The sequence below is a fragment of the Streptomyces stelliscabiei genome, from assembly GCF_014873495.1.
GTDB lineage: Bacteria > Actinomycetota > Actinomycetes > Streptomycetales > Streptomycetaceae > Streptomyces > Streptomyces bottropensis.
Map to the genome: position 1 here is coordinate 3496885 of NZ_JADBGF010000001.1, position 25337 is coordinate 3522221.

The 25337-nt window shown below is 73.9% G+C and carries 18 protein-coding genes; 5 read left to right on the forward strand and 13 right to left on the reverse strand.

From position 1 onward, the window contains the following. Window positions 1–274: 274 nt before the first annotated feature. Together H4687_RS15260 and H4687_RS15265 are read right to left on the reverse strand one after the other, a co-directional pair. Window positions 275–2632 (reverse strand): MMPL family transporter, encoded by a 2358-nt coding sequence (locus H4687_RS15260; RefSeq protein WP_046916417.1) that lies wholly within the window; start codon window positions 2630–2632, stop codon window positions 275–277. A gap of 104 nt (window positions 2633–2736) precedes the next feature. After that, window positions 2737–3768 (reverse strand): SMP-30/gluconolactonase/LRE family protein, encoded by a 1032-nt coding sequence (locus H4687_RS15265; protein ID WP_046916418.1) that lies wholly within the window; start codon window positions 3766–3768, stop codon window positions 2737–2739. Between the two features lie 407 nt (window positions 3769–4175). On the opposite strand from H4687_RS15265, the gene H4687_RS15270 reads away from it, so the two are divergent. The 5 genes from H4687_RS15270 (at window position 4176) to H4687_RS15290 (ending at window position 11591) form a co-directional block, all read left to right on the forward strand. Then, on the forward strand, window positions 4176–6050 hold the full coding sequence (locus H4687_RS15270) for a 2-oxoacid:acceptor oxidoreductase subunit alpha (RefSeq protein WP_225967526.1): 1875 nt from the start codon (window positions 4176–4178) through the stop codon (window positions 6048–6050). Continuing rightward, entirely contained in the window at window positions 6040–7098 is a 1059-nt protein-coding gene (locus H4687_RS15275; protein ID WP_192781674.1) for a 2-oxoacid:ferredoxin oxidoreductase subunit beta, read from the forward strand. The genes H4687_RS15270 and H4687_RS15275 overlap by 11 nt, the downstream gene beginning before the upstream one ends. A gap of 67 nt (window positions 7099–7165) precedes the next feature. Next, window positions 7166–7477 carry a ferredoxin gene (fdxA, locus tag H4687_RS15280; protein ID WP_005478968.1) on the forward strand — a complete coding sequence of 104 codons (312 nt, stop codon included), beginning with the start codon at window positions 7166–7168 and terminating at the stop codon, window positions 7475–7477. Window positions 7478–7745: 268 nt separating this feature from the next. After that, window positions 7746–8771 (forward strand): AfsA-related hotdog domain-containing protein, encoded by a 1026-nt coding sequence (locus H4687_RS15285; protein ID WP_046914472.1) that lies wholly within the window; start codon window positions 7746–7748, stop codon window positions 8769–8771. Window positions 8772–8846: 75 nt separating this feature from the next. Then, on the forward strand, window positions 8847–11591 hold the full coding sequence (locus H4687_RS15290; protein ID WP_046914473.1) for an AfsR/SARP family transcriptional regulator: 2745 nt from the start codon (window positions 8847–8849) through the stop codon (window positions 11589–11591). Window positions 11592–11681: 90 nt separating this feature from the next. On the opposite strand, the gene H4687_RS15295 is transcribed toward H4687_RS15290, so the two are convergent. The 11 genes from H4687_RS15295 to H4687_RS15345 form a co-directional block, all read right to left on the reverse strand. Continuing rightward, a complete protein-coding gene (locus H4687_RS15295) occupies window positions 11682–12710 on the reverse strand; it encodes an alpha/beta fold hydrolase (protein ID WP_046914474.1) in 1029 nt (342 codons plus the stop codon). Window positions 12711–12713: 3 nt separating this feature from the next. Next, complete coding sequence (locus H4687_RS15300) at window positions 12714–12956, reverse strand: hypothetical protein (RefSeq protein ID WP_046914475.1); 243 nt, start codon at window positions 12954–12956, stop codon at window positions 12714–12716. A 461-nt stretch (window positions 12957–13417) separates the two neighbouring features. Further along, window positions 13418–14710 (reverse strand): alpha/beta fold hydrolase, encoded by a 1293-nt coding sequence (locus tag H4687_RS15305; protein WP_046914476.1) that lies wholly within the window; start codon window positions 14708–14710, stop codon window positions 13418–13420. Between the two features lie 376 nt (window positions 14711–15086). After that, window positions 15087–15929 (reverse strand): 4'-phosphopantetheinyl transferase family protein, encoded by an 843-nt coding sequence (locus tag H4687_RS15310; protein ID WP_005478976.1) that lies wholly within the window; start codon window positions 15927–15929, stop codon window positions 15087–15089. After that, the gene (locus tag H4687_RS15315) at window positions 15910–16776 is read right to left on the reverse strand and encodes a 2-oxo acid dehydrogenase subunit E2 (RefSeq protein ID WP_046914477.1); all 867 of its coding nucleotides are present in this window, start codon (window positions 16774–16776) and stop codon (window positions 15910–15912) included. The genes H4687_RS15310 and H4687_RS15315 overlap by 20 nt, the downstream gene beginning before the upstream one ends. After that, window positions 16773–17000, reverse strand: a complete 228-nt coding sequence (locus H4687_RS15320; RefSeq protein ID WP_005478980.1) for an acyl carrier protein — start codon at window positions 16998–17000, stop codon at window positions 16773–16775. The genes H4687_RS15315 and H4687_RS15320 overlap by 4 nt, the downstream gene beginning before the upstream one ends. A 79-nt stretch (window positions 17001–17079) precedes the next feature. Further along, the gene (locus H4687_RS15325; RefSeq protein ID WP_046914782.1) at window positions 17080–18138 is read right to left on the reverse strand and encodes a 3-oxoacyl-ACP synthase III family protein; all 1059 of its coding nucleotides are present in this window, start codon (window positions 18136–18138) and stop codon (window positions 17080–17082) included. A 61-nt stretch (window positions 18139–18199) separates the two neighbouring features. After that, window positions 18200–21247: a type I polyketide synthase gene (locus H4687_RS15330; protein ID WP_046914781.1), complete on the reverse strand. Its 3048-nt coding sequence runs from the start codon at window positions 21245–21247 to the stop codon at window positions 18200–18202. Next, window positions 21244–21552, reverse strand: a complete 309-nt coding sequence (locus tag H4687_RS15335; RefSeq protein WP_005478986.1) for an acyl carrier protein — start codon at window positions 21550–21552, stop codon at window positions 21244–21246. Before H4687_RS15335 ends, H4687_RS15330 begins: the two co-directional genes overlap by 4 nt. A gap of 46 nt (window positions 21553–21598) precedes the next feature. Beyond that, window positions 21599–23398, reverse strand: a complete 1800-nt coding sequence (locus H4687_RS15340; protein ID WP_046914780.1) for an acyl-CoA dehydrogenase family protein — start codon at window positions 23396–23398, stop codon at window positions 21599–21601. Beyond that, on the reverse strand, window positions 23392–25335 hold the full coding sequence (locus H4687_RS15345; RefSeq protein ID WP_046914779.1) for an acyl-CoA dehydrogenase family protein: 1944 nt from the start codon (window positions 25333–25335) through the stop codon (window positions 23392–23394). The genes H4687_RS15340 and H4687_RS15345 overlap by 7 nt, the downstream gene beginning before the upstream one ends. Window positions 25336–25337 lie beyond the last annotated feature (2 nt).

A 25337-nucleotide genomic window follows, 5' to 3' on the forward strand; every position in this document is an offset into this window, starting at 1 on the left:
GAGGTCCTGACGTGAACGGCAGGTGCCGCCGGAACGGCCGAGCCGGCGTTCCGGCGCGTCCGGTCCCGGTGCGGGCTCGTGCGGGCCCGGTGCGGGCCCGGCGGCGCCGTAGGCCTTGGGGCGGCCGGTGGCCGGGCGTGCGCCCGTTGCCGCCGCGGCGTCCGCCCGACGCGTTGCCCGGACGCTAACGGCGATCGCTTGTGCCCGGGCAAAGAGGTGCGGGAGGACCTGTCGAGGTCCTCCCGCACCCTGTGTTCGCCGGTCCGACGTACCGTCAGCCGGACGGCTTTCCGGCCGCCGCGCCGACCGTGCCGGCCCGTTCCTTCTCCCGCGGTACCGACGCGGCCGGCTCGACCGGACCGTCCGGTGCCTGTACGGCGGCGGCCGGGGCCGGGCCGCCCTCACGGATGCCGAACCGGGCGTGCAGCCGGCGCAGCGGCCCGGGAGCCCACCAGGTCGCCCGGCCGGTGAGCGACAGCACGGCGGGGACGAGGAGCGTGCGGATCACCATGGCGTCCATGAGGATGGCCAGGGCGACCCCCAGTCCGAGCATCTTCGTGTTGGTGATCCGGGACGTGCCGATGGCCACCATGACCACCGACAGGACGAGCGCGGCGGCGGTGATGACCCCACCGGTGGAGCGGATCCCCTCGATCACCGCGGCCCGGTGGTCGTGCGTGCGCTCCTGCTCCTCCTTGATCCGGGAGAGCAGGAAGACCCCGTAGTCCATGGAGAGTCCGAAGGCGAGGCAGAACATCAGCACCGGGAGGGCCGTCTCGATGCTCCCGGTCGGGGTGAAGCCCAGCAGCCCCGACAGATGCCCGTCCTGGAAGACCCACACCACGGCCCCCAGCATCGCGGTGAGGCTGAGCGCGTTGAGCAGGACGGCCTGGAGCGGCACCAGCACACTGCCGGTCAGCAGGAACACCAGGACCAGGGTGGCGAGCACGATGATGCCGACCGCCCACGGCAGACCGCGTCCGATGGCCGCCTGGCTGTCGACCAGGGCCGCGGTCGTTCCGGAGGCGGACGCGGGGAAGTCCGTGTGGACCGCCCTGACGTCCCGCACCAGGTCCTTGCCCTCGTCGGAGACGGCCTCCACGCCGGGCACCACGGTGAGGTACGCGATCTCGCCGGCGGTCCGGCCCGGCTGCGCGGGTCCGGCGGCCCGGCCGTCCGTGTAGGTGCCCGTCGGCGCGTCCACCCGCAGCACCCCCTCGATCCGGGACAGCCGCTCGGCGTACTCGCCCAGTCCGGCGGCGGGCGCCCGGCGGGTGACGACCTCGATCGCGCCGGTGGGACTGCCCTGGAAACGGTCCCTGATGTGCTCCTGCACCACCCGGGAGTCGGCGGACGCGGGCAGCTGCCGGTAGTCGGCGGTGCCGAAGTCGACGTTCAGGAACGGCGCCCCCAGCAGCAACAGCACGGCGAGGGTGCCGGTGGCCACCAGCGGGGCCCGCCGCATCACCCCCCGGGCCAGCCGGGCCCAGCCTGCCCCGGCCGCCGCGGGCTCCCGGCGCTCGCGGGAGCGGCGCCGGACCAGCTTGCGTACGTCGAGGGCGTCGATCCGCCGGCCCAGGACGGCGAGCAGGGCCGGCAGCACCACCAGGGCCGCGACGGCGGCGAGGACGACCACGCTGATCCCGGCGTAGGCGAGGGAGCGCAGGAAGTACAGCGGGAACACCAGCATCGCGGCGAGCGAGACGGCGACCGTCGCGGCCGAGAACAGCACGGTCCGGCCGGCGGTGTTGAGGGTGACCGCGAGTGCGCCGGGCATGTCCCGGCCGGCGGCGAGTTCCTCGCGGTAGCGGCGCACGATCAGCAGCGCGTAGTCGATGGCGAGGCCCAGGCCGAGGGCGGTGGTGAGGTTGGTGGCGAAGACGGAGACGTCGGTGAAGGAGGTGAGGACCCGCAGCACCGCGTTGGTGCCGAGGATCGCGATCACCCCGATGCCGACCGGGAGCAGCGCGGCGACCGCGCTGCCGAACACGACCATGAGGATGAGGAGCGTGATCGGCAACGCGATGACCTCGGCACGCACGAGATCCTCGCGGATGAAGGTCTGCTGCTCGTTCTGGACGGCGACGCTGCCTCCGATCCGGACCGTCAGATCGCCCTGCCGTCCGTCGAAGTGCCCGACGACACGGTCCTCCAGGGTGCGGTCGGCCTCCAGTTCGTCCCCGGTGAGCCGGGCGACCACCAGGGCCTCCCTGCCGTCCTCGGAGCGCAGCGCCCCGGAGCCGGTGTCCCAGTAGGAGGTGACGCCGGTGACACCCCGCTCGTCGGCGAGCCGGGCGGCCAGCTCCCGCCCCTGACGCGCCACGTCGGCGTCGTCGACACCGGCGTCGGCACGGGCCAGCAGCACGAGGTTGGGGCGGGCCCCGGGGAACTCCCGCTCCAGGACGCCCGCGGCGTACGAGGACTCGGAGGAGGGGTCGACGACACCGCCGCTGCCGCCGCTGCGCAGCCGGTCGGCCACGCCGCTGCCGAGGACGACGGCCCCGGCCAGCAGGACCACGGTGAGCACGAGCAGCAGACGGGCACGGCCGGCGGCCAGCCGGGCGAGGGCGGTGAACGCCCCGGAGGGCGGGGCGGTTTCGGGGGGCTGGTTGTCTTTGGTCACTGAGGTCATGGGGGCTCCCGGGACGTCGGGGTGGGTGAGGTGCGTGCCGGGTCGGCTACGGCACCCGCGGCGCCGTACGCGGCCCCGGACGCCCGGGACGCCGACCGGTGCCGTCAGCGGCGGCGCAGGTGGAACTTGCCGGGCGTGGTCGAGGGGACGCCGGTGAGGATCTCCCGGAGTCCGCCGCTGACCACGTAGTCGCCGTACGGCGTCACGGCGACCGTCGTGGGGTCCTCGTGCGGCCAGGTCTGGTCCTGGACGGTGCGCGCGGTGCGCCAGCCGTCGGTGGAGCGCAGCACCAGGACGGCGTCCCGGCTCTGGCGTCCGCCGGAGAGCGACAGGTCGTTGGAGACGACGACCAGCGAGCCGTCGGGGCGCAGGGCCATGCCGTCGAGGGAGGGCGGCGCGCCGTCCAGACGGACCTCGCTGACCTTCGGCCGCGCCGAGCAGGGACGGTCGATGCGGAAGAGGCGGCCGCCCTCGTACTTGCCCATGAGGAGGAAGCCGGCGGGGTGGTGGACGATGCCGTTGGGGCCGGTGTCGGCGGTGGTGAAGCGGTCGTCGCGGAGGATCTGGAGGACCTCGCCGTCGCGGCTCACCGTGGTGACCGTGTCGACGCCGGTGTCGGTGACGTGGATGGTGCCGTTACGGTCCACGGTCAGGTCGTTGGCACGCGGCAGGGGCTGTCCGTCGGACACGTCCACCAGGTGCTGTACGGCGCCGGTGGCGAGGTCGAAGACACCGACCCCGGAGACCGGGGGCAGCGAGGGGTCCACGATGCCCATCAGCCGGAAGAAGTAGTCGGTGTAGGCGGCCAGGACCCGGCGGCGGGGCGCGTCGACCGTGATGCCGAGGACCGACGCCCGGGCGAAGGGGGCCACCAGAGGGGTCACGGTGCCGTCCGCCCGGACCACGGAGATCGTGCCCTGCGCGCTGGACCCCACGAGGAACGCCTTCCTCGTGGGGTCCCAGGCGACGCCCTCCGGGTACAGGCCCGGGGCGGTGACGGTGAGGCTGCGCGGCAGCGGGCAGCGCGCGGGTTTCGCGAACGCCGGCACGGGGGTGGCGGCGAGCGCCCCGCCCAGGCCGGCGGCGGTGGCGACTCTCAGCAGGGTCCGGCGGGAGGCCGAAGCTGACGCGTCCAAGGGGTGCTCCTTCGTACGGGGCGAAGAGGGGAAGTCGGGCAGGCCGGTGCGCGGTGGCGGCGGGCGGGGGCCGTGGGTGCCCCGCCGGGGCAGAGAACGCCGAACCCGGCTGTCCACCGGCCGTGGACAGGGTCGCGAGCCGCTCTGGAGAACCGCTGAACCTCCGCTGAACCGGCGGCGGGCGGGCGGCAGCGCTAGCCGGAGGCCCGCGCGGGGCGCTTTGGCCCGGCGCAAGGCGGCCTGCCTAGCGTCCCGGTCAGGCAGGTCCTGTCGGCACGTTCCCGCCCACCGGGACGACGGGGGCGCGGCGGCAGGGCCCGGCCCACGCAGCGGCGCCGGACAGCGGAAAGCCAGAGGAGACGAGACGCGTGACGGTAGACACCGTGGACATCGAACAGGCCGAGCCGATGCCGGCCGGGATCCGCACCAAGGACGTGCGCCGCCTGGACAGGGTGGTCATCCGGTTCGCCGGGGATTCCGGTGACGGGATGCAGCTCACGGGTGACCGGTTCACCTCCGAGACGGCGTCGTTCGGCAACGACCTCTCCACCCTGCCGAACTTCCCCGCCGAGATCCGCGCCCCCGCCGGCACCCTGCCCGGCGTCTCCAGCTTCCAGCTGCACTTCGCCGACCACGACATCCTCACCCCCGGCGACGCCCCCGACGTCCTCGTCGCGATGAACCCCGCCGCACTCAAGGCCAACATCGCCGACCTGCCCCGCGGCGCCGAGATCATCGTCAACACCGACGAATTCACCCCACGCGCCCTGCACAAAGTCGGCTACACCACCAGCCCCCTCGACGACGGCCAACTGGACGGCTACAGCGTCCACCCCGTCCCCCTGACCACCCTGACCGTCGAAGCCCTCAAGACCTTCGACCTCAGCCGCAAGGAAGCCGAACGCAGCAAGAACATGTTCGCGCTGGGGCTGCTGTCCTGGATGTACCACCGGCCCACCGAAGGCACCGAGAAGTTCCTGGCCGCCAAGTTCGCCAAGAAACCCGAGATCGCGGCCGCCAACCTCGCCGCGTTCCGCGCCGGCTGGAACTTCGGCGAAACCACCGAGGACTTCGCCGTCAGCTACGAAGTCGCCCCCGCCGCGACCGCCTTCCCCCCCGGCACCTACCGCAACATCAGCGGCAACCTCGCCCTGTCCCTGGGCCTCATCGCCGCCTCCCGCCAGGCCGACCTGCCTCTCTACCTCGGCTCCTACCCCATCACCCCCGCCTCCGACATCCTCCACGAACTCTCCCGCCACAAGAACTTCGGCGTCCGCACCTTCCAGGCCGAGGACGAGATCGCCGCCATCGGCGCCGCACTCGGCGCCGCCTTCGGCGGATCACTCGCCGTCACCACCACCTCCGGACCCGGCGTGGCACTGAAATCGGAGACCATCGGACTCGCCGTCTCCCTCGAACTGCCGCTGCTCGTCGTCGCCATCCAGCGCGGCGGCCCCTCCACCGGCCTGCCCACCAAGACCGAACAGGCCGACCTGCTCCAGGCCATGTTCGGCCGCAACGGCGAAGCCCCGGTACCCGTCGTCGCACCCAGGACCCCGGCCGACTGCTTCGACGCCGCCCTCGAAGCAGCCCGGATCGCACTCACCTACCGCACCCCCGTCTTCCTGCTCAGCGACGGCTACCTCGCCAACGGCTCAGAGCCCTGGCGGATCCCCGACACCGACGAACTCCCCGACCTCACCGTCCAGTTCGCCCAGGGCCCCAACCACACCCTCGACGACGGCACCGAAGTCTTCTGGCCCTACAAACGCGACCCCCACACCCTCGCCCGCCCCTGGGCCATCCCCGGCACCCCCGGCCTCGAACACCGCATCGGCGGCATCGAGAAACAGGACGGCACCGGCAACATCTCCTACGACCCCGCCAACCACGACCACATGGTCCGCACCCGCCAGGCCAAGACCGACGGCATCGACGTGCCCGACATCAAGGTCGACGACCCGCACCACGCCGACACCCTCGTGCTCGGCTGGGGATCCACCTACGGGCCGATCACCGCGGCCGTCCGGGAACTGCGGACGGCGGGGGAACCCATTGCCCAGGCCCATCTGCGCCATCTCAACCCCTTCCCCAGGAACCTGGGCGAGGTGCTCTCCCGGTACCGGCAGGTCGTGGTCCCCGAGATGAACCTCGGCCAACTCGCCCTGCTCATCCGGGCGAAGTACCTGGTCGATGTGCAGTCCTGCACCCAGGTCACCGGTTCACCGTTCAAGGCGGGCCAGCTCGCCCACACACTGCGGGAGACGATCCGTGGGAACTGAACTCCGGCTCCAGCCGAAGGACTTCAAGTCGGATCAGGAGGTGCGCTGGTGCCCCGGCTGCGGTGACTACGCGATCCTCGCCGCCGTCCAGGGCTTCATGCCCGAACTCGGCCTGGCCAAGGAGAACATCGTCTTCGTCTCCGGCATCGGCTGCTCCTCCCGCTTCCCGTACTACATGGACACCTACGGGATGCACTCCATCCACGGCCGCGCCCCCGCCATCGCCACCGGACTCGCCACCTCACGACGCGACCTGTCCGTCTGGGTCGTCACCGGCGACGGCGACGCCCTCTCCATCGGCGGCAACCACCTCATCCACGCCCTGCGCCGCAACGTCAACCTCAAAATCCTCCTCTTCAACAACCGCATCTACGGCCTCACCAAAGGCCAGTACTCCCCCACCTCCGAAACCGGCAAGATCACCAAGTCGACGCCGATGGGGTCGCTGGACGCGCCGTTCAACCCGGTGTCGCTGGCTCTGGGCGCGGAGGCGTCGTTCGTCGCACGGACCATCGACTCCGACCGCAAGCACCTGACGGAGGTGCTGCGGCAGGCCACCGCACACCCCGGCACCGCGCTCGTCGAGATCTACCAGAACTGCAACATCTTCAACGACAACGCCTTCGAGGTGCTCAAGGACCGCGACTCGGCCCAGGACGCCGTGATCCGGCTGGAGCACGGGCAGCCGATCCGGTTCGGGGCCGAGCGCTCCAAGGGCGTCGTACGGGACCCGGCGACCGGAGATCTGAACGTCGTCGCGGTGACACCGGAGAACGAGGGGACGATCCTCGTGCACGACGCCCACGCCACCTCCCCCACCACCGCCTTCGCCCTCTCCCGCCTCGCCGACCCCGACACCCTCCACCACACCCCCATCGGCGTCCTGCGATCCGTCCGACGCCCCGTCTACGACACCCAGATGGCCGACCAACTCGACACCGCCATCGACCAGTACGGCAAAGGCGACCTGTCGGCACTCCTCACCGGCAAGGACACCTGGACGGTCGGGCGTTCCGCCCGGCCCGCCGCATCCCCCGCGGCCCATTGACCGCGACCACCCGACCACGACCGTCCGACCACAACCGCTTCACCGCACGATCCCGGGGAGGGACAACATGACGTACGTGATCGCTCAGCCCTGTGTCGACGTCAAGGACCGGGCATGCATCGACGAATGCCCGGTCGACTGCATCTACGAGGGACCGAGGAAGCTCTACATCCAGCCCGACGAATGCGTCGACTGCGGTGCCTGCGAACCCGTCTGCCCGGTGGAGGCGATCTTCTTCGAGGACGACGTGCCGGCCGAGTGGAGCGGCTACCGGTCGGTGGACGCGGAGGTCTTCGCCGACCTCGGATCACCCGGCGGAGCCAGCGCGGCGGGTCCGCTCGCCGCCGACCACCCCCTGGTCTCCGCGCGGGCCGCGTAGACCTCGCGCAGGCCTCGCGCAGGCCTCAGGCAAGCGTCGCACGGGCCTCACGCAGGCCCGCAGTGCCCGGTGTTCGGCCCCTGGATGGCCCGATTCCGCCGTGATACAGCCCGGTTCCAGGCCAGGTACAGGCCGATACCAGTGATCCAGGACACCGTGGAGGCGGTGGCGGAATCTTTTCGCCACCGCCCTGTGGCGTTGTGCGCGCCGGCCTCGTCGGCCGTGCCCCGCGCCGCGCGCACCCCGGGCCATCTCAGAAGGAGCTGCAATGGACATCACCTTCACCTCCCAGCCCGCCGCGTCCACTCCGGACTCCAGAGGTCTCGCCGCACCGCTCCATCTGCTGCACAGACCCGTCACACCGGAGGGCTTCCTGCTGGACGCCACCGCTCCGGTGGAGCAGCACTTCGCTCTCTCCGCCGAACTGCCCACCGGACACGGCACGTTCAACGACGGGCCGGGCACCTTCCACGATCTGCTCTTCGTCGCCGAGACGCTGCGCGAGGCGACGCACTTCGTCGCCCACCAGTACTTCCGGGTCCCCGCCGAGCGCCCCGCGGTCTTCGTCTCCAGCGGGCTCGACGTCCTCGACCTCACCCCGTGGCGTCCCACCGGCGGGCCCGCCCATCTGACCCTGGACATCACCCTGGTCCCCGTGGACGTGGTCAACGGCGTCCCGCGCGGCCTCGACTGCCGTGGTGACGTGGCCATCGACGGTGTCGGGTGTGGGAGCGCTTCCGCGCGGATCCAGTTCCTCATGCCCGGGGTGTACCGGTCGCACCGCGAGGTGGGGCGCCAGGAGAGCCTGCGGAGCACCGCCCCGGTGGTGCGCCCGCTGGCCTCGATGACGGCGGCCTCCCAGGAGGAGCCGCCCGCCGTGTCGCCCGGGTCGGTCGGCCGCCAGGACCCGCGCAATGTCGTCGTGGGACCGCCGCTGCGGGCGCCCTACGGGGAGTTCGTCCTGCCCGTGGCCTGCGATCCCGGTCACGAGGTCTTCGCGGCCGTACCCGGCGACCACGTCCCCGGTCCGGTGTTCCTGGAGGCTTCCCGGCAGGCCTCGCTGCTCGCCGCCGAGGAACTGCACGGGCTGCGTCCCGCCCACGCCATGCTGACCCGGTGGCGGGCGTCGTTCCGCGGTTTCGGGGACGCCGACCTTCCGCTGACCTGCACGGTCGTCGCGGACGAGCCGGTTCGCGACGAGGCGGGCCGGCCCACCGTGCGGTCCCGGCTCGCCTTCAGCCAGGGCAGCCGCGTCCTGTGCACCGCCTCGGCCGTCCTGCTGCAGGACTGCTGACAGCACGCCGCCGCCCGGACCGGCCGACGCTCTCCCCTCCCATCCCACTCGTTTTCCTGATCAAGGAGCTCTCCGATGCGTTTCCGGGTTCTGGGGCCGGTGAGTCTGTCGCCCCGCACTCCCTCCGCGGCGAAACCGCGCGCCCTGCTGGCCACCCTGCTCGTGCAGGCCGGTGAAGTGGTCCCGGTGCACAGCCTGATCGACGAACTGTGGGGGACGGAGCCACCGCGCACCGCGACCACCACCCTCCAGGTGTACGTGTCCCAGTTGCGCAAGGTGCTCGCCGACGGCGGCAGTCCGGCGCCCGCAGGGGAGCTGCTGACCCGGGCTCCCGGCTACCTCCTGGCGGTGCCCGAGCGGGAGTTCGACCTGCCCTGCTTCGAACAGCTGCGGGCCCAGGGCCGCACGGCGTACCAGGAGGGGGACTTCGACGGCGCCTCCCGGCTGCTGCGCGAGGCGCTCGCCCTGTGGACCGGCCCGGCCCTGTCGGGGATCCCGCACGGTGTGCGGCTGGAGTCCGCCGCCATCCGGCTGGACGAGCTGCGGATGGAGGTCCTGGAGCAGCGGATCGTCGCCGACCTGCGGCTGGGCCGCCACCAGGAACTCGCCGGGGAACTGCTGGCCCTGGCCAACGAGTACCCGCTGCGGGAGAGCCTGCACGGACATCTGATGGTGGCGCTGTACCGGACGGGCCGCGGATCCGACGCGCTGAGGGTGTACGGGCGGCTGCGCCACTCCCTCGTGGAGGAACTCGGCGTCGAACCCGGCCCGGGCCTGTCCCGGCTGCACGAACGCGTCCTGCGCCGGGACCCCTCCCTGGACTGGCAGCCACCCCGCGGCACGCGGGACACCGGCCGCGTCGACACGGGCCGCGGGACCGGCGCGCCGGTGCACCCGGGTACGCCCCGGCGTGCGGCGGGGACGGCCGGCGGACCGCGTCCTCTGCCCGGTCCGCCTCCGGCGCTGCCCTCCGCACCGCCCGGGTTCGTCGGCCGGCACGAGGAACTCGGTTACGGGGAACGGGCGTTGCGCGGGAGTGCCGGCAAGCCTCCGGCGCGGGTCCTGGCCGTCTCCGGGCCGGCCGGCGTCGGCAAGACCGCGCTGGCCCTGCAGCTCGCCCACCGGACGGCGGACCTGTTCCCGGACGGCGGGCTGCTGATCGGGCTGCGCGGACCGCAGGGTCGTCCGCTGAGCGCCTCGCAGGCGGGAGCGGCCCTGCTGCGCCGCCTCACCGACGACGTCTCCGACGCCCCGCTCACCGACCCCGAGGAGCTGACGGACCGGCTGCGGCGCGCCCTCGGGGGACGCCGGATGCTGCTGATCCTGGACGACGCCGCCTCGGAACAGCAGATACGACCGCTGCTGCGGGCCTTCGCCGAGGGCACGGTGATCCTCACCGGCCGGCGCCGGGCCGCCGCCCTCGACGGCGCGGAGCATCTGGGGCTGGACGCCGTACGGCCACAGGAGGCGGTGGAACTCCTGCTCGCCGCCGGTGGCGAGCGGATGGCGCAGGACCCGGTGGCGGCCGCCGAGATCGCCCGGCTGTGCGCGTGCTTCCCGCTGGCGCTGCGCGTGGCCGCGGCGGCCCTGACGGCCCGGCCGCACACCACGCCCGCCGCACTGGCGGGCCGGCTGCGCGACGAGCGGACCCGCCTCGGCGTGCTGCGCGAGGGCGATCTCGATCTGCGCTCCAGCCTGCTGACGGGGTACCAGGAGGCCGGGCCCGCGCTGCGGCGCGCCTTCCGTCTGCTGTCGCTGGCTCCGGCCGCCGACTTCACGGGGTGGACCGTCGCGGCCCTGCTCGGCACCGGGCCGGCGGAGGCGGAGGAGACGGCCGAGGAGCTCGTACGGGCCCAGCTGCTGGAGGCCCGGACCGACGGGCAGTCGGTCCGCTACGGCTTCCACTCGCTGCTGCGGGTGCTGGCCACCGAACTGCGGGAGGCGGAACCGGACGCCGCCCGGACGCGACGGGACGCCGTAGAGCGGCTGGGCCGGGCCTGTGTCGCACTGGCCCGCCACGCGGACGGGCGGCTCACCCCGGGTCGGGACTGGCGGTCCCACCCCCTCGACGCGGCTCCCGGGTCCGACGCCGCCGCGATCGTCGGCGCGAGCCCCCTGGGATGGTTCCGCGAGGAGGCCACCGGCCTGGTGGAGACCGTACGGCAGACGCACGCGGCGGGGCTGTGGTCCCTGGTGTGGCAGCTCGCGGGAAGCGCCGCCGGATACTTCCACGCCCGCGCCGCGTGGGAGGAGTGGGAGGAGACCCACCGGCTCGCGCTGGACGCCGCGCGGCGGGCCGGGAGCGTCGAGGCGGAGGCGGTGGTGCAGTACTCGCTGGGCGACCTCGCCTGGCAGCGCCGCCAGGCCGACCGGGCGCTGCGCCACCACACCGCCGCCCAGCACGCGTTCGAGCTGGTCCGCGACCGGACCGGGGTCGCCCGCTGCCGGATCGGCGCGGCCGACGTCCTGCTCGGCCAGGGTCTGCCGGAACCCGCCGCGCGGCGGTACGGGCGGGCGCTCGCGATGTGCTCGGCGGAAGGGGACCTGCGGGGCGAGGTGGCCGCGCTGAACGGGCTGGCCCTGGTGAACCTGCGGCGGGGCCGCCCGGAGGTGGCCATGCGGCATCTGGAGCAGTGCCGGCGGGCCGCGGAACGGCTCGGTGACCGCCGCTGGACGGAGTACGTCCGTCGCACCGCGGCCCGCCTGGCACCGGACTCCTCCCGCCGCCCGTCCCCGCTCGCGCACGCGGTCGAGGTCCGCCCGGGGATGTGGCTCATCGGAACGGCCGGCTCGGCCCTGACCCCGGCGGGGGCCGCCTGACGTCCTGTCCGCCGGCTCCCGGACTCCCGGGCGGCCGGCGGTGTGCGCGGGCCGCGCGGTGCACCTCTCCGGACACCGCGCGGCCCGCCGTCACCCGGTGGCCCGCCCCTGGAGGGGGTGGGCGCCGCGGTGACGGGCGCGGCGGGTGCGCAGCAGCTGCCGCCACTCCTCGGCGCTGAACCGGGCGGGCTCGGTGCGGCGGATGAAGTCGTGGAGTACGCCGAGGAAGCGTTCCGGGTCGGAGTGGAACGGGAAGTGTCCCGCCTCCTCGAAGATCTCCAGCCGGCTGCCGGGCATGGAGACGTGGCCGAGGCCGGCGTGGAGGGCCGGGACGACCATGTCCCGGCCGCCCCACAGCAGCATGGTGGGCATGCCCTGGGTCAGATAGCACCGGTCGAGCAGGGTGCCGACCTGCCCCCGCCAGTCGACGACGGCCCGGAGGGTCCGTACGAAGGCGCTGCGCGAACTCGCGTCCGGCAGGGCGTCGACCACCCTCAGCAGATCCGGCGCGTCGACGCCCAGGCCGGTGTCCAGCGTCTTCATGATTTTGACGAGCATCTGCAACTGCCAGCGCACCGTGGGCAGTTGGAGGGCGGAGAGCAACAGCTCGGCGCCGGGCAGGGTGGCGGCCCGCAGCAGCGGGGAGACCTGGCGGCCGATGCCTCCGCTGCCGACCAGGACCAGGCGCTCGGTGCGCTCCGGGAACTGGTAGGCGAACTGGGCGGCCACCGCGCCGCCGAGCGAGTGGCCGACGAGGGTGGCCCGCTCGATGCCGAGGGCGCTGAGCAGGTCCCGCAGTCCGTTGGCGTACGCCCCGGGTGAGTAGTCGCCGCGGGGTTTGGCCGACGCCCCGTGGCCGAGCAGGTCGGGGGCGACGACCCGGTGACGGGCGGCCAGGCCCGGGATGATGTCGGCCCAGGTCGCGGAGGAGTCGCCGATGCCGTGGATGAGCACCACGGCGGACTCGCCCTTGCCGGCCATCCGGTAGGCGAAGCGGTAACCGTGCAGGTGGCGGGTGCGGACGCGGACCTCGTTGCGGCCCACCGCACGGGGTCCGGGCCGCCCCGGCTGGTGGCTGGGCCGGAAGGCCGAGCGGGCGGTGAAGGGGGCGTCGGCCATGGTTCAGGCCTCCTGCGGAATCGGGTGACGGTCACGGACGGGGCGGCGCGGGACGGGTGCGGACTCGACGACGTCCGGTGCGCCGGGCAGCTGGGCGACGGGGACGCTCTCGGGGTCGGGTTCGGGATCGAGCCCGAGCGACATCAAGGACCGCCACGGCTGCGCCTGCCCGGGGGTACGCGTCCGCCACGGAGCGAACACCTGGGCCTGCGAGGAGGGAGCGCGGAGGGTGTGCACGGAGGACATGACAGCCACCTCTGGATAGGTGTGCGAGGAGGAAGGCGGGATCGCTGCCGCTCGGCCGGGCGGCGTGCGGCCTGGGGAGCCGGCGGACGGGCGGGGACGCGCGCTCGCCGGGAGCCGGCGGACACGCACGAGACCCTCACCCGACCGCGACCGACACTCGGACGCGGGACGCCCACCCGGCGACAGCCGGTGGTCGGCACGCGGGACGCGCACCCGACGGGAGCCGGCGGGCTTGCGCGGGAGGGTCACCCGGCGGGAGCCGACGAACGGACGCGGGACTCCCACCCGACGACAGCCGACGGACGGGTGTGGGACGGCCACCCGACGGCAGACGAGGAACGGACGCCGGACAGTCACCCGGCGGGAGCCGACGAACGGACTCGGGACTCCCACCCGACGACAGCCGAGGAACGGACGCGGGGCGCCCATCCCGAGGGAGCCGACGGACGGGCGCCGGACGGTCACTCGGCGGGGGTCGGCCGTGGCTGCCGGGGCACGGCGTCGGCGTAGCCGGCCGCTCCGGGACCGGCCGGGATCGTCGGACCGGTGCCGGGCGCGGTGGTGCGGGGCGGAGCGGCCACGCCGGCGCCGACCCCGACGGACGGCCCGGCACCGGCTCCCGTCCGGGCGGAGGCACCGGTTCCGGCCCCGACGGACAGACCGGCCGCACCGGTGCCGGTCGCCGCGGGCGGTCTCCCGGCGCTCGTCGTGGGGGCGGCGTGGCGGGGGGCGGACCGGTTCGTGAGGCGGGCCCGTAGCAGCGAGCCGATCAGCCACTTGCGCATGGCCCCCAGGTGCGCCGGGGAGCCGTGCACGTCGTCGAACTCCTTGAATCGCACGCGGGGCAGCGCGGTGGCGAGCAGTCGCCGTTCCGTGGGAGGGATGATCTCGTCGCGGGCGCTGACCACGTACCCGACCGGGATGTCGACCGCGCCCAGGACGTCGGGGCCGAGCGGGAAGTCCGCGAGCAGCGACCGCAGTGCGTCGTCGGAGGCCGCGCCGGTGAGCCGGCGCAGCGTGGCGACGGTGATCCCCGGCACCTCGGGCCACCAGGCGGGATCGGCGAAGAACCCGGCCACCGGGGCGCCCACGGTGTGGACGGAGCGGATGCGCGGGTCCGCGGCCGCCGCGCGCAGCGCCAGGTGGCCGCTGAAGCTGAGGCCGAGGACCGAGGTACGGGTCACCGCGGCGCGGCCGGCCAGCCGGTCCATCAGGAACGGCAGCAGCCGCCAGGAGTCCGCGTGGTAGCGCAGGGTGTTCTCCCCGACGCCGGGCATCTCGGTGACCACCGCCGCGTACCCCAGCCGGGCGAGCCGGGGCAGCAGGGGCGCCCACTGCTCCTTGACGCTGACGATGCCGCCCATGACCACGAGCAGCGGCCGCGGGCGACGCGCGTCGAGCCCGCTCGCCCAGCAGGCGACCGTGCCGTCCGGGTGGTCGAGGACCAGGCGTTCGACGCCCCGTCGGCGACGCCAGTCGTCGAAGGTCCGTACGCAGTTGTCCTGGGCCCGGCGGCGGACGTCGTCGCCGTGGTACGGGAAACGGGCGAGCGCGTAGTGCCGGCAGGCGTCGAGCGGGCGGCCGGCGACGGCCAGCCGGTCGGCCTCGCCGGTCCACACCCGGGCCCAGGACGCGGGGTGCCCGGGCTCGTCGTTGGTGATCCTCGGCAGTACGGCGGCCACCTGCCGGTCGCCGATGCCCTGGCCGCGGGCGTGCAGCCGGGCGAACTCCTTGAGTTCTCCGAGATGGTCCATCGCTGTTCTCCGTCTCCTCCGGGGTGCGGGGCCGATGCCCGGGGGATGCGGCCGGAGGGCTCGGTGGCCTTCCTGGTCGTACCGGCGGCGGGCGGGGCTGTCCGGTCGTACGGCGGGCGGGCCCCCGGCCGGGAGCGGGGGACGTCCCCCGGCTGGGCGGCCCGCCCGGAGACGATGCTGGCCGCCGTCCCTTAAGCCGGGCTGGCGCACGGGTTGCGCCTCGCTAAGCGCCGCGCGGGAGGTGCCGTCGACCGCCCCGGCGGCACACAGGCACCCGCACCCGCACCCGCACCCGCACCCGCACCCGCACGACGGCACACGGCGGCGCGCTGGTACGAAGGGACTCCTCTTCGCACCAGCGCGCCGTCGTCGGCCCTCACCAGTCCAGCAGCTCGTCCTCCCCGTCCCGGTCCTCCGCTTCCGCGTCGTCGCCCAGGGCCTCGGCCACCGCCGCGACCACCCGCGGATCGAGCATGGTGCGCGCGGCCGTGTCCCGTGTGCCTCCGAATCCGGCGTCGCTCACCGCGACGCTGACGACGTAGCCGCCGTCCACGGAGAAGGTGCGGAACTGCCATTCGACACCCGTGCCCGGTGCCCCGTCCGGGGCCAGGACCCGGGCGGGCCGGCCGTCGCCGCTGAAGCCGAAGTCGGTGAAGCGGAACCGCAGCCCCTGCCCGATGGCCTTGCTGTAGGCCTCCTTCAGCGTCCACATGCGCACCAGCGCCGCGCCCCGCCGCTGCGCGGGCAGCCGCTCCAGGACGGTCAGTTCGTGCGGCGTGCAGACGTGGCGGTGCAGCCCGCGCGTGTAGAGCGGACGGTCCGCCCGCTCGGCGTCCACCCCGATCAGCCCTTTGGTGGCGAGCCCGATGAGCAGCAGGTCCTCGGTGTGGCTGAGGCTGATGTCCACCGCGTCGTAGCCCCGCAGATAGGGCCGGCCGGTGGGGCCGTAGCCGAGTTCGACGGCCTGCGGGGGCACGCGCAGCGCCACCGCGGCGGCGAACTTCAGCAGCACCCGGGAAGCGGCGAACCTCGTCCGCACGTCCGGGTGCGTCATCTCCAGGTAGCGGTCCCAGTCCCGGCCCAGCAGGGCGCGCAGCCGCGGGCCGCCCGCCCGGTCCGGCCGCCAGTCGGCGAGCCGGGCGTGCAACACCGCGACCTCGTGCTTCTCCAGGTCCGCGCGCACCTGGTCCCAGGCTCCGTCACGACCGGAGATCCGCACCGGCTCCCCGAGCGATGGGCTGGGTGCCGTCGTCCTCCGCGCCGTCATCGAAGCCCTCCATTTCCTGCTTGAGATCACCGAGTACGTCGGCGGCGGCTCCGCCGTCGATGATCCGGTGGTCGAAGGTGAGTCCGAGCCGCATCACCGGGGCGATCGCCAGCCGCCCGTCCCTGACGACCGGCCGGTCGACGACGCGGCCCGCGCACAGGGTGACGGCGGTGCCTCCGCTGGAGTGGAAGCCGTCGACGGGGCGGTGGCCCAGCGAGCTGACGGCCACGGTGCCGAAGACGCCCGGCCGTCGGGCAGGGTCGCGCGTCGCGGCGGCGAAGGCCAGCCGGCCGAGCGGCACCGGCAGCCGGCCGAGTAGCCGGACACCGCGGAACTCGGCCAGCTGTTCGGTGCCGGGTCCGCGGTAGCGGTCCACGCGCCGCTGGATCTCGTCCAGGCCGGCGCGTTCCAGGGCGGGCAGCAGCGCGGAGAGCACGGTCCGTTCCCCGTCCACGGTGCGGTCCAGCGCCAGTTTGGCGGTGACCTCCGTGAAGCGCAGGGTCCTCGGTCCGCGCAGCCCGAACAGCCGCGCCGGCGCGAGTGCCGCGTTGGCCTCCGGGTGCCGGTGCAGCACCCGGCCGGTGGCGTGCAGCAGATAGGTGACGACCGAGTAGCGCCGCCCGGCGGCCCGCGCCGCCGCGCGGTGGGCCTCGATCCGGGTCATGTCGATGTCGGTGTCGAGGTGGACGGGCCGCTGCCGGGCGGCGTGTTCCAGGAAGTACAGGGTGTGCCTGCGCCGGCGCTCGGGGTGCGCCCGGGCGGGGGCCGGCGGGTTCCCGCCGGCCCCGGAACCGGTCACGGCCGGGCCGCCAGCTGGTAGATCTCGCCGAGGCTGCGGGCCTCCAGCAGCCGGCCCACGGGCAGCGAGCGGCCGGCGGCCTGTTCCAGGGCGGTGACCAGTTTCAGCAGGTACAGCGAGTCCCATTCGGGCAGCTGGTCCAGGTCGGCGGAGACCTGGTACTCCTCCAGCGGCATACCCAGCTCGTCCCTGACGAGACGGACGAAATCGTCGATGGTGTCCATGCGTACGGCCCTCCGGGGCGGGTGTGTGGCGGGACGGGTCTGTGGGGTCGGGTGTGCAGGGGGGTGCGTGGGGGGACGGTCAGATTTTTTCGAGGGCGAAACCGGACTTGATCCACTTGCTGGACTCGACGGCGACCGCCAGCGCGCGCTGCCCCTGGCCGATCTTCTCCAGCAGCGCCTCCAGCTGGAGGAAGGGCAGGGCGTTGCCGTTGTTCCCGGTGTCCGCGACGCAGGACACCTCGACGGCGCCGGGCAGGCCGAGTTCCTCCGCGATCCGCCGTGTCATCCGGCCGGACAGCTGCGGCGGGAGCAGGAAGTCGACCTGTTCGGGGGCCCAGTCGAGGTCCTCCAGCAGCTCCCAGAGGATCTCCACGGCCATGACGGGGACGGACTCCTCGATGGCCTTGTAGTCCTCGCGTACCGCCTGCCGGTCCTCGTGCCGGTCGGCGAGCCCGAACCAGTCGATGATCTGGCCGGGCTCCCGGCCGAGGCCGGTGAACCGGTTGAGGACGTTGCGCAGGGCCAGGCGCTGTCCGCGCGGCTCCGAGGTGACCACGGCGGCGCCCGCTCCGTCGCCGAACAGCACGTAGTTGACGAGGTCGCTGGGGGCGGCCGCGGACAGGTCCCGGTTCAGGTCGAGGTGCTTGCTGCAGACGTCGCCGCCGATCACCAGGCCCGCCGTGTGTCCCCCGCCGGTGACCAGGGTGTGGCCCAGCTGCAGGGCCTGTACGGCGCCGGCGCAGCCTGACTGGAGCTGGTAGGTGGGGATCTGGTCCAGGCCGAGCTGGTCGGCGACGTGGTTGACGGTGGCGGGCATGAGGTGGTCCGGGGTCGCGGTGCCCATGACCACGAAGTCGATCTCGTGCGGGTCGAGACCGGACGCGGCGAGCGCCCGTTCGGCGGCTTGGGCGCACAGGTCGGCGAGCGACCAGCGCACCTCGCCGGTCTCCAGGTCCCGGGCGAAGTGCCGCGTCCGGGTGCCGATGAACACGTCGATCCACTCTTCGTTGACGCCGAGTGTCCTCGCCAGCGCCGCGTTGTCGACCGGGTCGCCCGGCAGCGCGGTGCCGACCGCGGCGAGGTAGGAGACGGGCCCGCCGGGGGCGGAGCCGTGCTGGGTGGGGTGTTCCGACTGCATACGAGCGGTCCTTCCTTGGAGTCCGTCACGGTGCGACGCCCTTGCCGTGACCACGGGGTGGTTACGCGACGGCCGAACCGGCGCGGTCCTGGAGGTAGTCGGCGAGGTCGCCGACCGAGGACAGCCGGGGAAGCAGGTCCTGCACGCTGATCGTCTCCAGGCCGTCCAGCCGTTCCTGGAGCCGGTCCTTGAGTTCCATGATCATCACCGAGTCGAAGCCCAGGTCCTCGTAGAGCAGGGACTGCCGCGAGACCTCGTCCGTGGCGTAGCCGCCCACCTCGGCGACGGCCTCGACGACGGCGCGTGCCACCGGCGTCGCCGACACGTCCTCCGCGGCGGTGGGCAGCACGGCGGTGAGGACGGCACCGTGCGCGGCCGGCTGCTCCCGGGGGTGCGGCGAGCCGGTGTCCGGGCGGTCGGGTACGACGCTGAGGTCGGCCGCCGGAGCGGCCCGTACGGCGGTGCGGGTCCAGAACCGGTGGGCGTCGGAGAAGGCGTAGGGGGCGAGCCGCTGCGGCTGCCGCTCCTCCTGCGGGTAGACGGCGTCCCAGTGGGGGTCGAGTCCGCTGCGGAAGAGTTCGGCCAGCGCCTCGGCGAACGTACGGCCGTCGGCGTCCTCGCCCGACACGGGGGCCACGGCGTGCACCCCGGCTCCGGCGGCGGAGCGCAGGGAGCGCGCCATGCCGCTGAGCACCGGGCGGGGGCCGACCTCCACCAGGTGGGTGGGTCCCGCCTCCAGCAGCCGGGTCATCGCGTCACCGAACAGCACGGGGGCGCCGATGTGTTCGGTCCAGTACTTGGCGTCCATCGGCTCCGCCTCCAGGAGCCGCCCGCGCACGGTGGAGTACACCGGGAGCTTCGGTACTCCGCCGCCGATCTCGTCCGCGAGCGCGGCGAACCGGTCCAGCATCGGATCCATCAGCGGCGAGTGGAAGGCGTGCGAGACCTCCAGGCGCCGGGTCCTGACGCCCCGTCGGGTGAGCTGGTCCTCGATCCGTCCCAGCGCCGCCAGGTCCCCGGAGAGCACGGTGGCCCGGGGGCCGTTGACCGCGCCGATGCCCACCAGGGGGTCGGCGGCGACGAGTTCGGTCAGCTCCGCGAGCGGCGCCCGTACGGCGAGCATGCCGCCGCCCTCGGGCAGCCGCTCCATCAGGGCGCCCCGGGCGGCGATCAGCCGGGCGGCCTGTTCCAGCGGGAAGACCTCGGCCAGGACGGCTGCGGCGTACTCGCCGACGCTGTGTCCGAGCAGCAGCGCGGGCGGCACCCCGAGTTCGCCGAGACTCGCCGCCACGGCGTACTCGACGGCGAACAGGGCGGGCTGGGCCCAGCCGGTGCGGTGCACGGCCTCGTCGCCGGCGAGCAGCAGGTCGCGCACCGAGCCGCCGACGTGCGGGGCGAGCGCCTCGTCGGCCTCGTTGAGGAACCTGCGGTACAGCGGCGACTGCAGGTACAGCCGCGCGGTCATCGCCGGGTACTGCGAGCCCTGGCCGGTGAACAGCAGCGCCACCTGGGGCCTGCCCGCCGTGTTGCCGACGAGCCGGGCCAGCAGGTCGTCGTCGCCGGCGGCCTCGCGCAGCGTCGTGACCAGTTCGCCGGTGTCCCGGGTAGGCACCGCGAAGCGGTAGCGGTGGCCCGTCTTGGTGCGGTTGCTGCTCCAGGACAGCGGGCCCGCCGGCACCCTGCGCTTCTCCAGGGTGTCGGCCTGGACCAGCAGGTTGCGGCGGAGGGCGGCCGTCGAGGGGGCGGTCAGCGTGAAGACGCCGGCACCCAGCCCCGTGGCACCGGTGGTCCGGCCGGTACGCCCCGGCTCGGTGTCCTCCGCCTCCGGGCGCGCGGCGTAGGGCGGCGCGGACTCCAGGACGGCGTGGGCGTTGGTGCCGCCCATCCCGAAGCTGCTCAGGCCGCCGATCGCCGGCCCCGAGCGCAGCCGCAGCGGTGCCTTGAGCAGCCGTATCCCCAGCTTGGCGAGTTTCAGCGCGGGGTTCTCCCGGGCGGCGAACCGGCTGGCGGGGACCGTCTTGTGATGCAGCGACAGGGCGACCTTGATGAGCCCGGCGATGCCCGCGGCGCCCTCGGTGTGCCCGATGTTGCCCTTGACCGAGCCGAGGGCCAGCGGGCGCCCGGAGCGCCCGGCGTGCAGCTGGCCGAGGGCCTTGGTCTCGATCATGTCGCCCAGGACGGTGCCGGTGCCGTGGGCCTCGGTGAAGACGACGTCGGACGGCTCGACACCGGCCCGGCGGTAGGCGGCGGCCAGCACCTCCTGCTGGGACCAGCGGTTGGGGGCGGTGATGCCGTTGCTGCGGCCGTCCTGGTTGACGGCGGTGCCCCGGATCACCGCGTACACCGGCTGGCCGTCGGCGATCGCGTCCTCCAGCCGGCGCAGCACCACCGCGCCGACCCCCTCGCCCCGGCCGATGCCGTCGGCGTCGGCGCTGAAGGGCTTGCACCGGCCGTCGGGGGCGGACAGCCCGGCCTGCGTGTAGAAGATGCCGAGCGCCGGGGTGAGCGCCACGTTGACCCCGGCGGCGATGGCGGTGTCGCACTCCCCCGCCAGCAGCGCGTTGCAGGCCAGGTGGACGGCGACGAGGGAGGAGGAGCAGGCGGTGTCCACCGCCAGGCTGGGTCCCTTGAGGTCGAGGTGGTACGAGACCCGGTTGGCGGTCATGCAGTAGCCGTTGCCGGAGCCGAGCTGGGCGGTGACCTGGGCGTAGTCGGTCATGTGCAGGTGCGCCCACTCGTTGCCCATGATGCCCACGAAGACGCCGGTGTCGGTGCCGGCCAGGCGCTGCGGGGCGATGCCGGCGTCCTCGACGGCACGCCAGGCGCACTGGAGCAGCAGCCGCTGCTGCGGGTCCATCGCGGCCGCCTCGCGCGGCGAGACGGTGAAGAACTCGTTGTCGAAGGCGTCCGGGTCGGAGATGAACCCGCCCTCGGTGGTGTTGGAGTGTCCTTCCGCGCCGGCGCGCGAGTGGAAGTCACGGGCGTCCCAGCGTTGCCGGGGCACCTTCCCCACCCCGTCGCCGGAACGCATCAGCATGTCCCAGTACGCGGCCGGGTCGGGCGCCCCCGGGAACCGGCAGTCGATGCCGACGATGGCGACGGGCCTCATCGATTCTCGCCCTCCATCGCCCGCAGTTCCTCCACCAGGTGCTCGGCCAGTGCCGCGACGGTCGGGTAGTCCCAGGCCACGGTGGGTTCGAGGACGAGGTCGAAGTCCTCCTCGATGTCGCCGCACAGGCTCAGCGCCGCGACCGAGTCCAGCCCGTACTCGGCCAGCGGCACGGTGGGCGAGATCTCGGACGGCGTGCGCCTGAGGTAGAGGGCGATCCGGTCGGCGAGCCAGCTGCTCAGCGACTCGACGGTGTGTGCGGTGTGCTCGTTGTTCGCGGTGCGGTCGGTCGCGGGGACAGTCATGGAAGAACTCCTCGGTGAAGGCGCGTCGGGTCCGCTCGGCCGGCGGTCAGCCGGCCAGCGGGGTGTCGTAGAGGTCGTAGCTGCGGCGTTCGTGGAAGCGCCGGAGCACTTCCTCGTGCACCCGGCCCTCGCACCCGGGCGGCAGGTCGGCCGGGCGCTGCCCGAGCCGGCGCGCGAGCCGGTGCAGTGCGGCGGCCACCCAGGCCGGGTCGGCCAGGAAGGGATCGTCACCGCCCTGTGCCCCGCGCCAGACGCCGAGCACGGACGCGGCCGCGAGGAACACCGCGTAGCGGTCGGCGAGCGCGAAGCTGGCGGGGCTGGCGAGCGCGGTGCGGTTCTGCGGGGAGAGGTTCAGGCTGTCCTCCTGGAGCTGGCGCAGCTGGTCCAGCATCCGCATGACGAGGGCCTGCACCGCGAGTTCCTCGGGGGAGCCGCTGGGCAGCCCGTCGGCGGCGGCGACCAGCGAGGCGCTCAGGCTGTCCCGGCCACTGGCGAGCGCGAGGCTCCCGAAGGGGATGCCGGGCAGCCCCTCCCGCGGCCGGAACAGGCTCTGCGGTGCCTCGTCGCCCGAGAACCAGGCGCGCCGGGCCAGCCGGGACAGCTGCGGGATGATGGTGGCCTGGCAGGCCGCCGAGCCGGCGTGGCCGAGGCTGAGCACCGGCAGGTCGCGGACGTGCTTCTGGAAGAGGCCGAACTCCCCCTCGCGCACGTAGAACCGCGCCCCGAGCACGATCGACAGGTCGTACATGGTGTCGGTGAGCATCTTGGGCACCAGGTACTTCACGGCCGCCGCGTAGACGCTGGTCTCGTCGGGCAGCAGATGCACCGCCCGGGTGCCGACCGTCGCCATGCTGTCGCAGATGAGCAGGTCGAGGAAGGCGCCGGTGAGGGTGGAGGAGGCGTGCGGGATCTCCATCACCGAGCGCCGGTAGAGCTGACGCCCGAGGGCGAACCGCACCACCGTGCGCAGGCTCGTGTCGAGGGCGCCGATGGCCATGCTGGGCACGGCGCTGCGGGTGATCTGGAAGGAGCGCAGCGCCAGTTCCACGCCCTGGCCCCGGGCACCGAGCAGGGTGCTGTCGGGCACCGGGCAGTCGGTGAAGTCCAGCCCGGACAGCCGGCAGCCGCGCACCCCGACGGCGGTGTAGCGGGGCAGGACCGCGAAGCGCTCCCGGTCGAGCTGGTCGCGTTCGACGAGCAGCACCGAGTGACTGCGGCTGCCCGGACTGTCGTCGGTACGGCTGAACAGGGCGAAGGCGTCGGCCCGGTCCGCGTTGTTGATGACCTCCTTGCGGCCGTCGAGACGGAAGCCGCCGGGCACGGGGGCGGCCCGGAACTCGTTGCGCACGAAGTCGTTGCCGTGCGGCAGCTCGTGATAGGCGACGGAGACCTTCGATCCGTCCAGCAGCAGCTCCGCCGTGCGGCGGCGCTGCTCCTCGCTGCCGGCCGTCCACACGTTGACGGCGGCCATGAAGGACGTGATGCCGTAGCCGAGGCCGAGGGCGACGTCGCGCCGGAAGACCTGCCGCATCACGCGGACGAGCGTGTCGAGCCGGTCCAGCCGCCCGCCGAGGTCGGTGGGCACGAACTCGGCGTTGAGGACCACGTCGTCGAGGAGCCGCTCACCGGCGGCGGGCAGTTCCCCGGCCTCGTCGGCGGCCAGCAGTCCGGCGGCGCCGAGCGGGTTGGCGGGGTCCTGGGGGTCTCCGAAACGGTTCTCCAGGTCGGCGATCCTCGCCTGGACCGCGCTCTCGGGCGCCTGATGCGTGGCCGGGTCGGTGACAGGTGCGGTACCGGCCGGGGCTGCCTTGCCGTGCAGCCCCTGGACCGCGGGATCACTCAGCATGACGTCCCCTCGGGTGTCCGGGTGCCGCCGACGGCGGCCCGGTTGTCGGTGTGTCCGTGCGGTACGGCGGCCGGCGGACCGCCGGGTGCGTGGGTGCGCGGGGTGGCACCGCCGGGTGCGTGGGTGCTCCGGGCGTCACCGCCGGGTGCGTGGGTGCTCCGGGCGTCACCGCCGGGTCCCCCGGTGTCCCGCTCGGTGGTCCCGCCCAGGGTGAACGGGATCAGGGAGAACAGCTCGCCCGCCTCCCGCGCGGCCCGCAGCCGCTCCAGCAGCGCGGGGTAGGCGTCGGGGTCCCCCGCGTCCGGCTCGCCCAGCTTCACCAGCAGGCGGTCGAGGGCGGGCCACAGCCACACCCCGTCGCGCCACAGCTCCCCGGTGCGTCCGGCGTCCGCCGCCCGGTGGTTGTACGTCCACAGGCCGAGGCAGGCGGCGCCCGCCAGGCACAGGCCGTAGCTCCGGGCCACGTCGAAGGCGGCGGGCGGGACGTCGGAGACCACGGCGCGGTGCGCGTCCATCGCCTCGTGGACCCGGCCGGTCACGGCGAGCAGTCGCTCCGCCGCCCCGAGCGCGCCCTTGAGTTCCGGCCGCCGGGCGGCCTCGGCGCGCAGTGCCGCGACCGACGTCGGCAGCGTCGCCATGATGCCGCTGCCGCGCCGGGCCACGAGGGAGAGCCGTGCCGGGTCCAGCGGGGGCAGCGGGGTGGCCAGGTCGAAGGCGCGGACGGCGCCCTCCGTGTCGCCGCCGCCGCGCAGCCAGCCCCGCGACAGCGAACGGAACTGGTTGACCAGGGAGTTGAGGTTGACCAGGGTGTTGCCGTCGAAGAGGCCGACGATGCGGTGGTCGCGGTCGACCTTCTGGAACATGCCCCGGGCGTGGACGTCCTTCAGGAAGGCCCGGGCGCCGAGCAGCCGGGTCAGCTCGCCGATCACGCCCTCGGTCCCGGTGGGCACCAGGTACTTGGTGACCGCGGCGGCCACGCTCAGCTCGTCGGGGACGGTGTGCACGGACCGGGCGGCGACCGTGGCCAGTGCCTCCCCGGCCAGGACGTCCGCCGCGGCCGAGGCGAGCACGTGCCGTGCCTGCGGCAGGTCGATCAGCCGCCGTCCGAACAGCTCGCGCCGCTCGGCGAAGTCCAGGGCGATGCCCAGCGCGTGGTCGGCCGCGCCCAGCGACAGCGAGGCGCACATGGTGCGGGTGAGCTGGAGGGCCTTGAGCACGGTCTCGACGCCGCCGCCCTCCCCGCCGACCGCCGCGTCCGCCGGGACCGGGGCGCCGTCGAGGACGATCCCGCTGATGTCGGCGCCCCGGATGCCGTGCGTGCGGATCTTGTCCACGTGCCGGTAGTGCTCCCCCTCGGTCAGCCGCCGCTTGTCGACGAGCAGCACGGTGAAGCCGCGCGGCCCGCCGTCCTCGGAGGTGCGGGTGAGCACCGACAGGAGGCTGCCCCGGGTGGCGTTGTTGATCAGCCACTTCTCGCCGCTGACACGCCAGCCGCCCGCGGGGTCGGCCTCGCACCGCACGTCCCCGGCGAGCAGGTCGCTGCCGTGGGCGCGCTCGGTGAGGGCCAGGGAGACCGGCACCCCGGCCCGGATGTCCGCGGCCAGGCCGCGGGCCTGCTCGGGGGTGCCGGAGATCCAGACGCAGACCCCGCCCAGATAGGTCTTGCCGTGGCCGACGGCGACGGTCAGATCGCGGCGGGCCACCACCCGCATGACCTGCATCACGGTCTCGTAGTCGGTGAGCCTGCCGCCGTACTCGGCCGGGATGTAGAACTCCTGCAGCCCCCAGCCCTCCAGCAGCCGGCAGAGGTCGGCCGGGAACTCCTCGTTCTCGTCCAGTTCCAGGCTGCGGGCGTGGGAGAAGACCGTGCCGGGGGCCTCGGGGTCGCCGAGCAGCGACTCCAGCTCCTGCGCGACTCTGTAGGGAGGATGGTCCACGG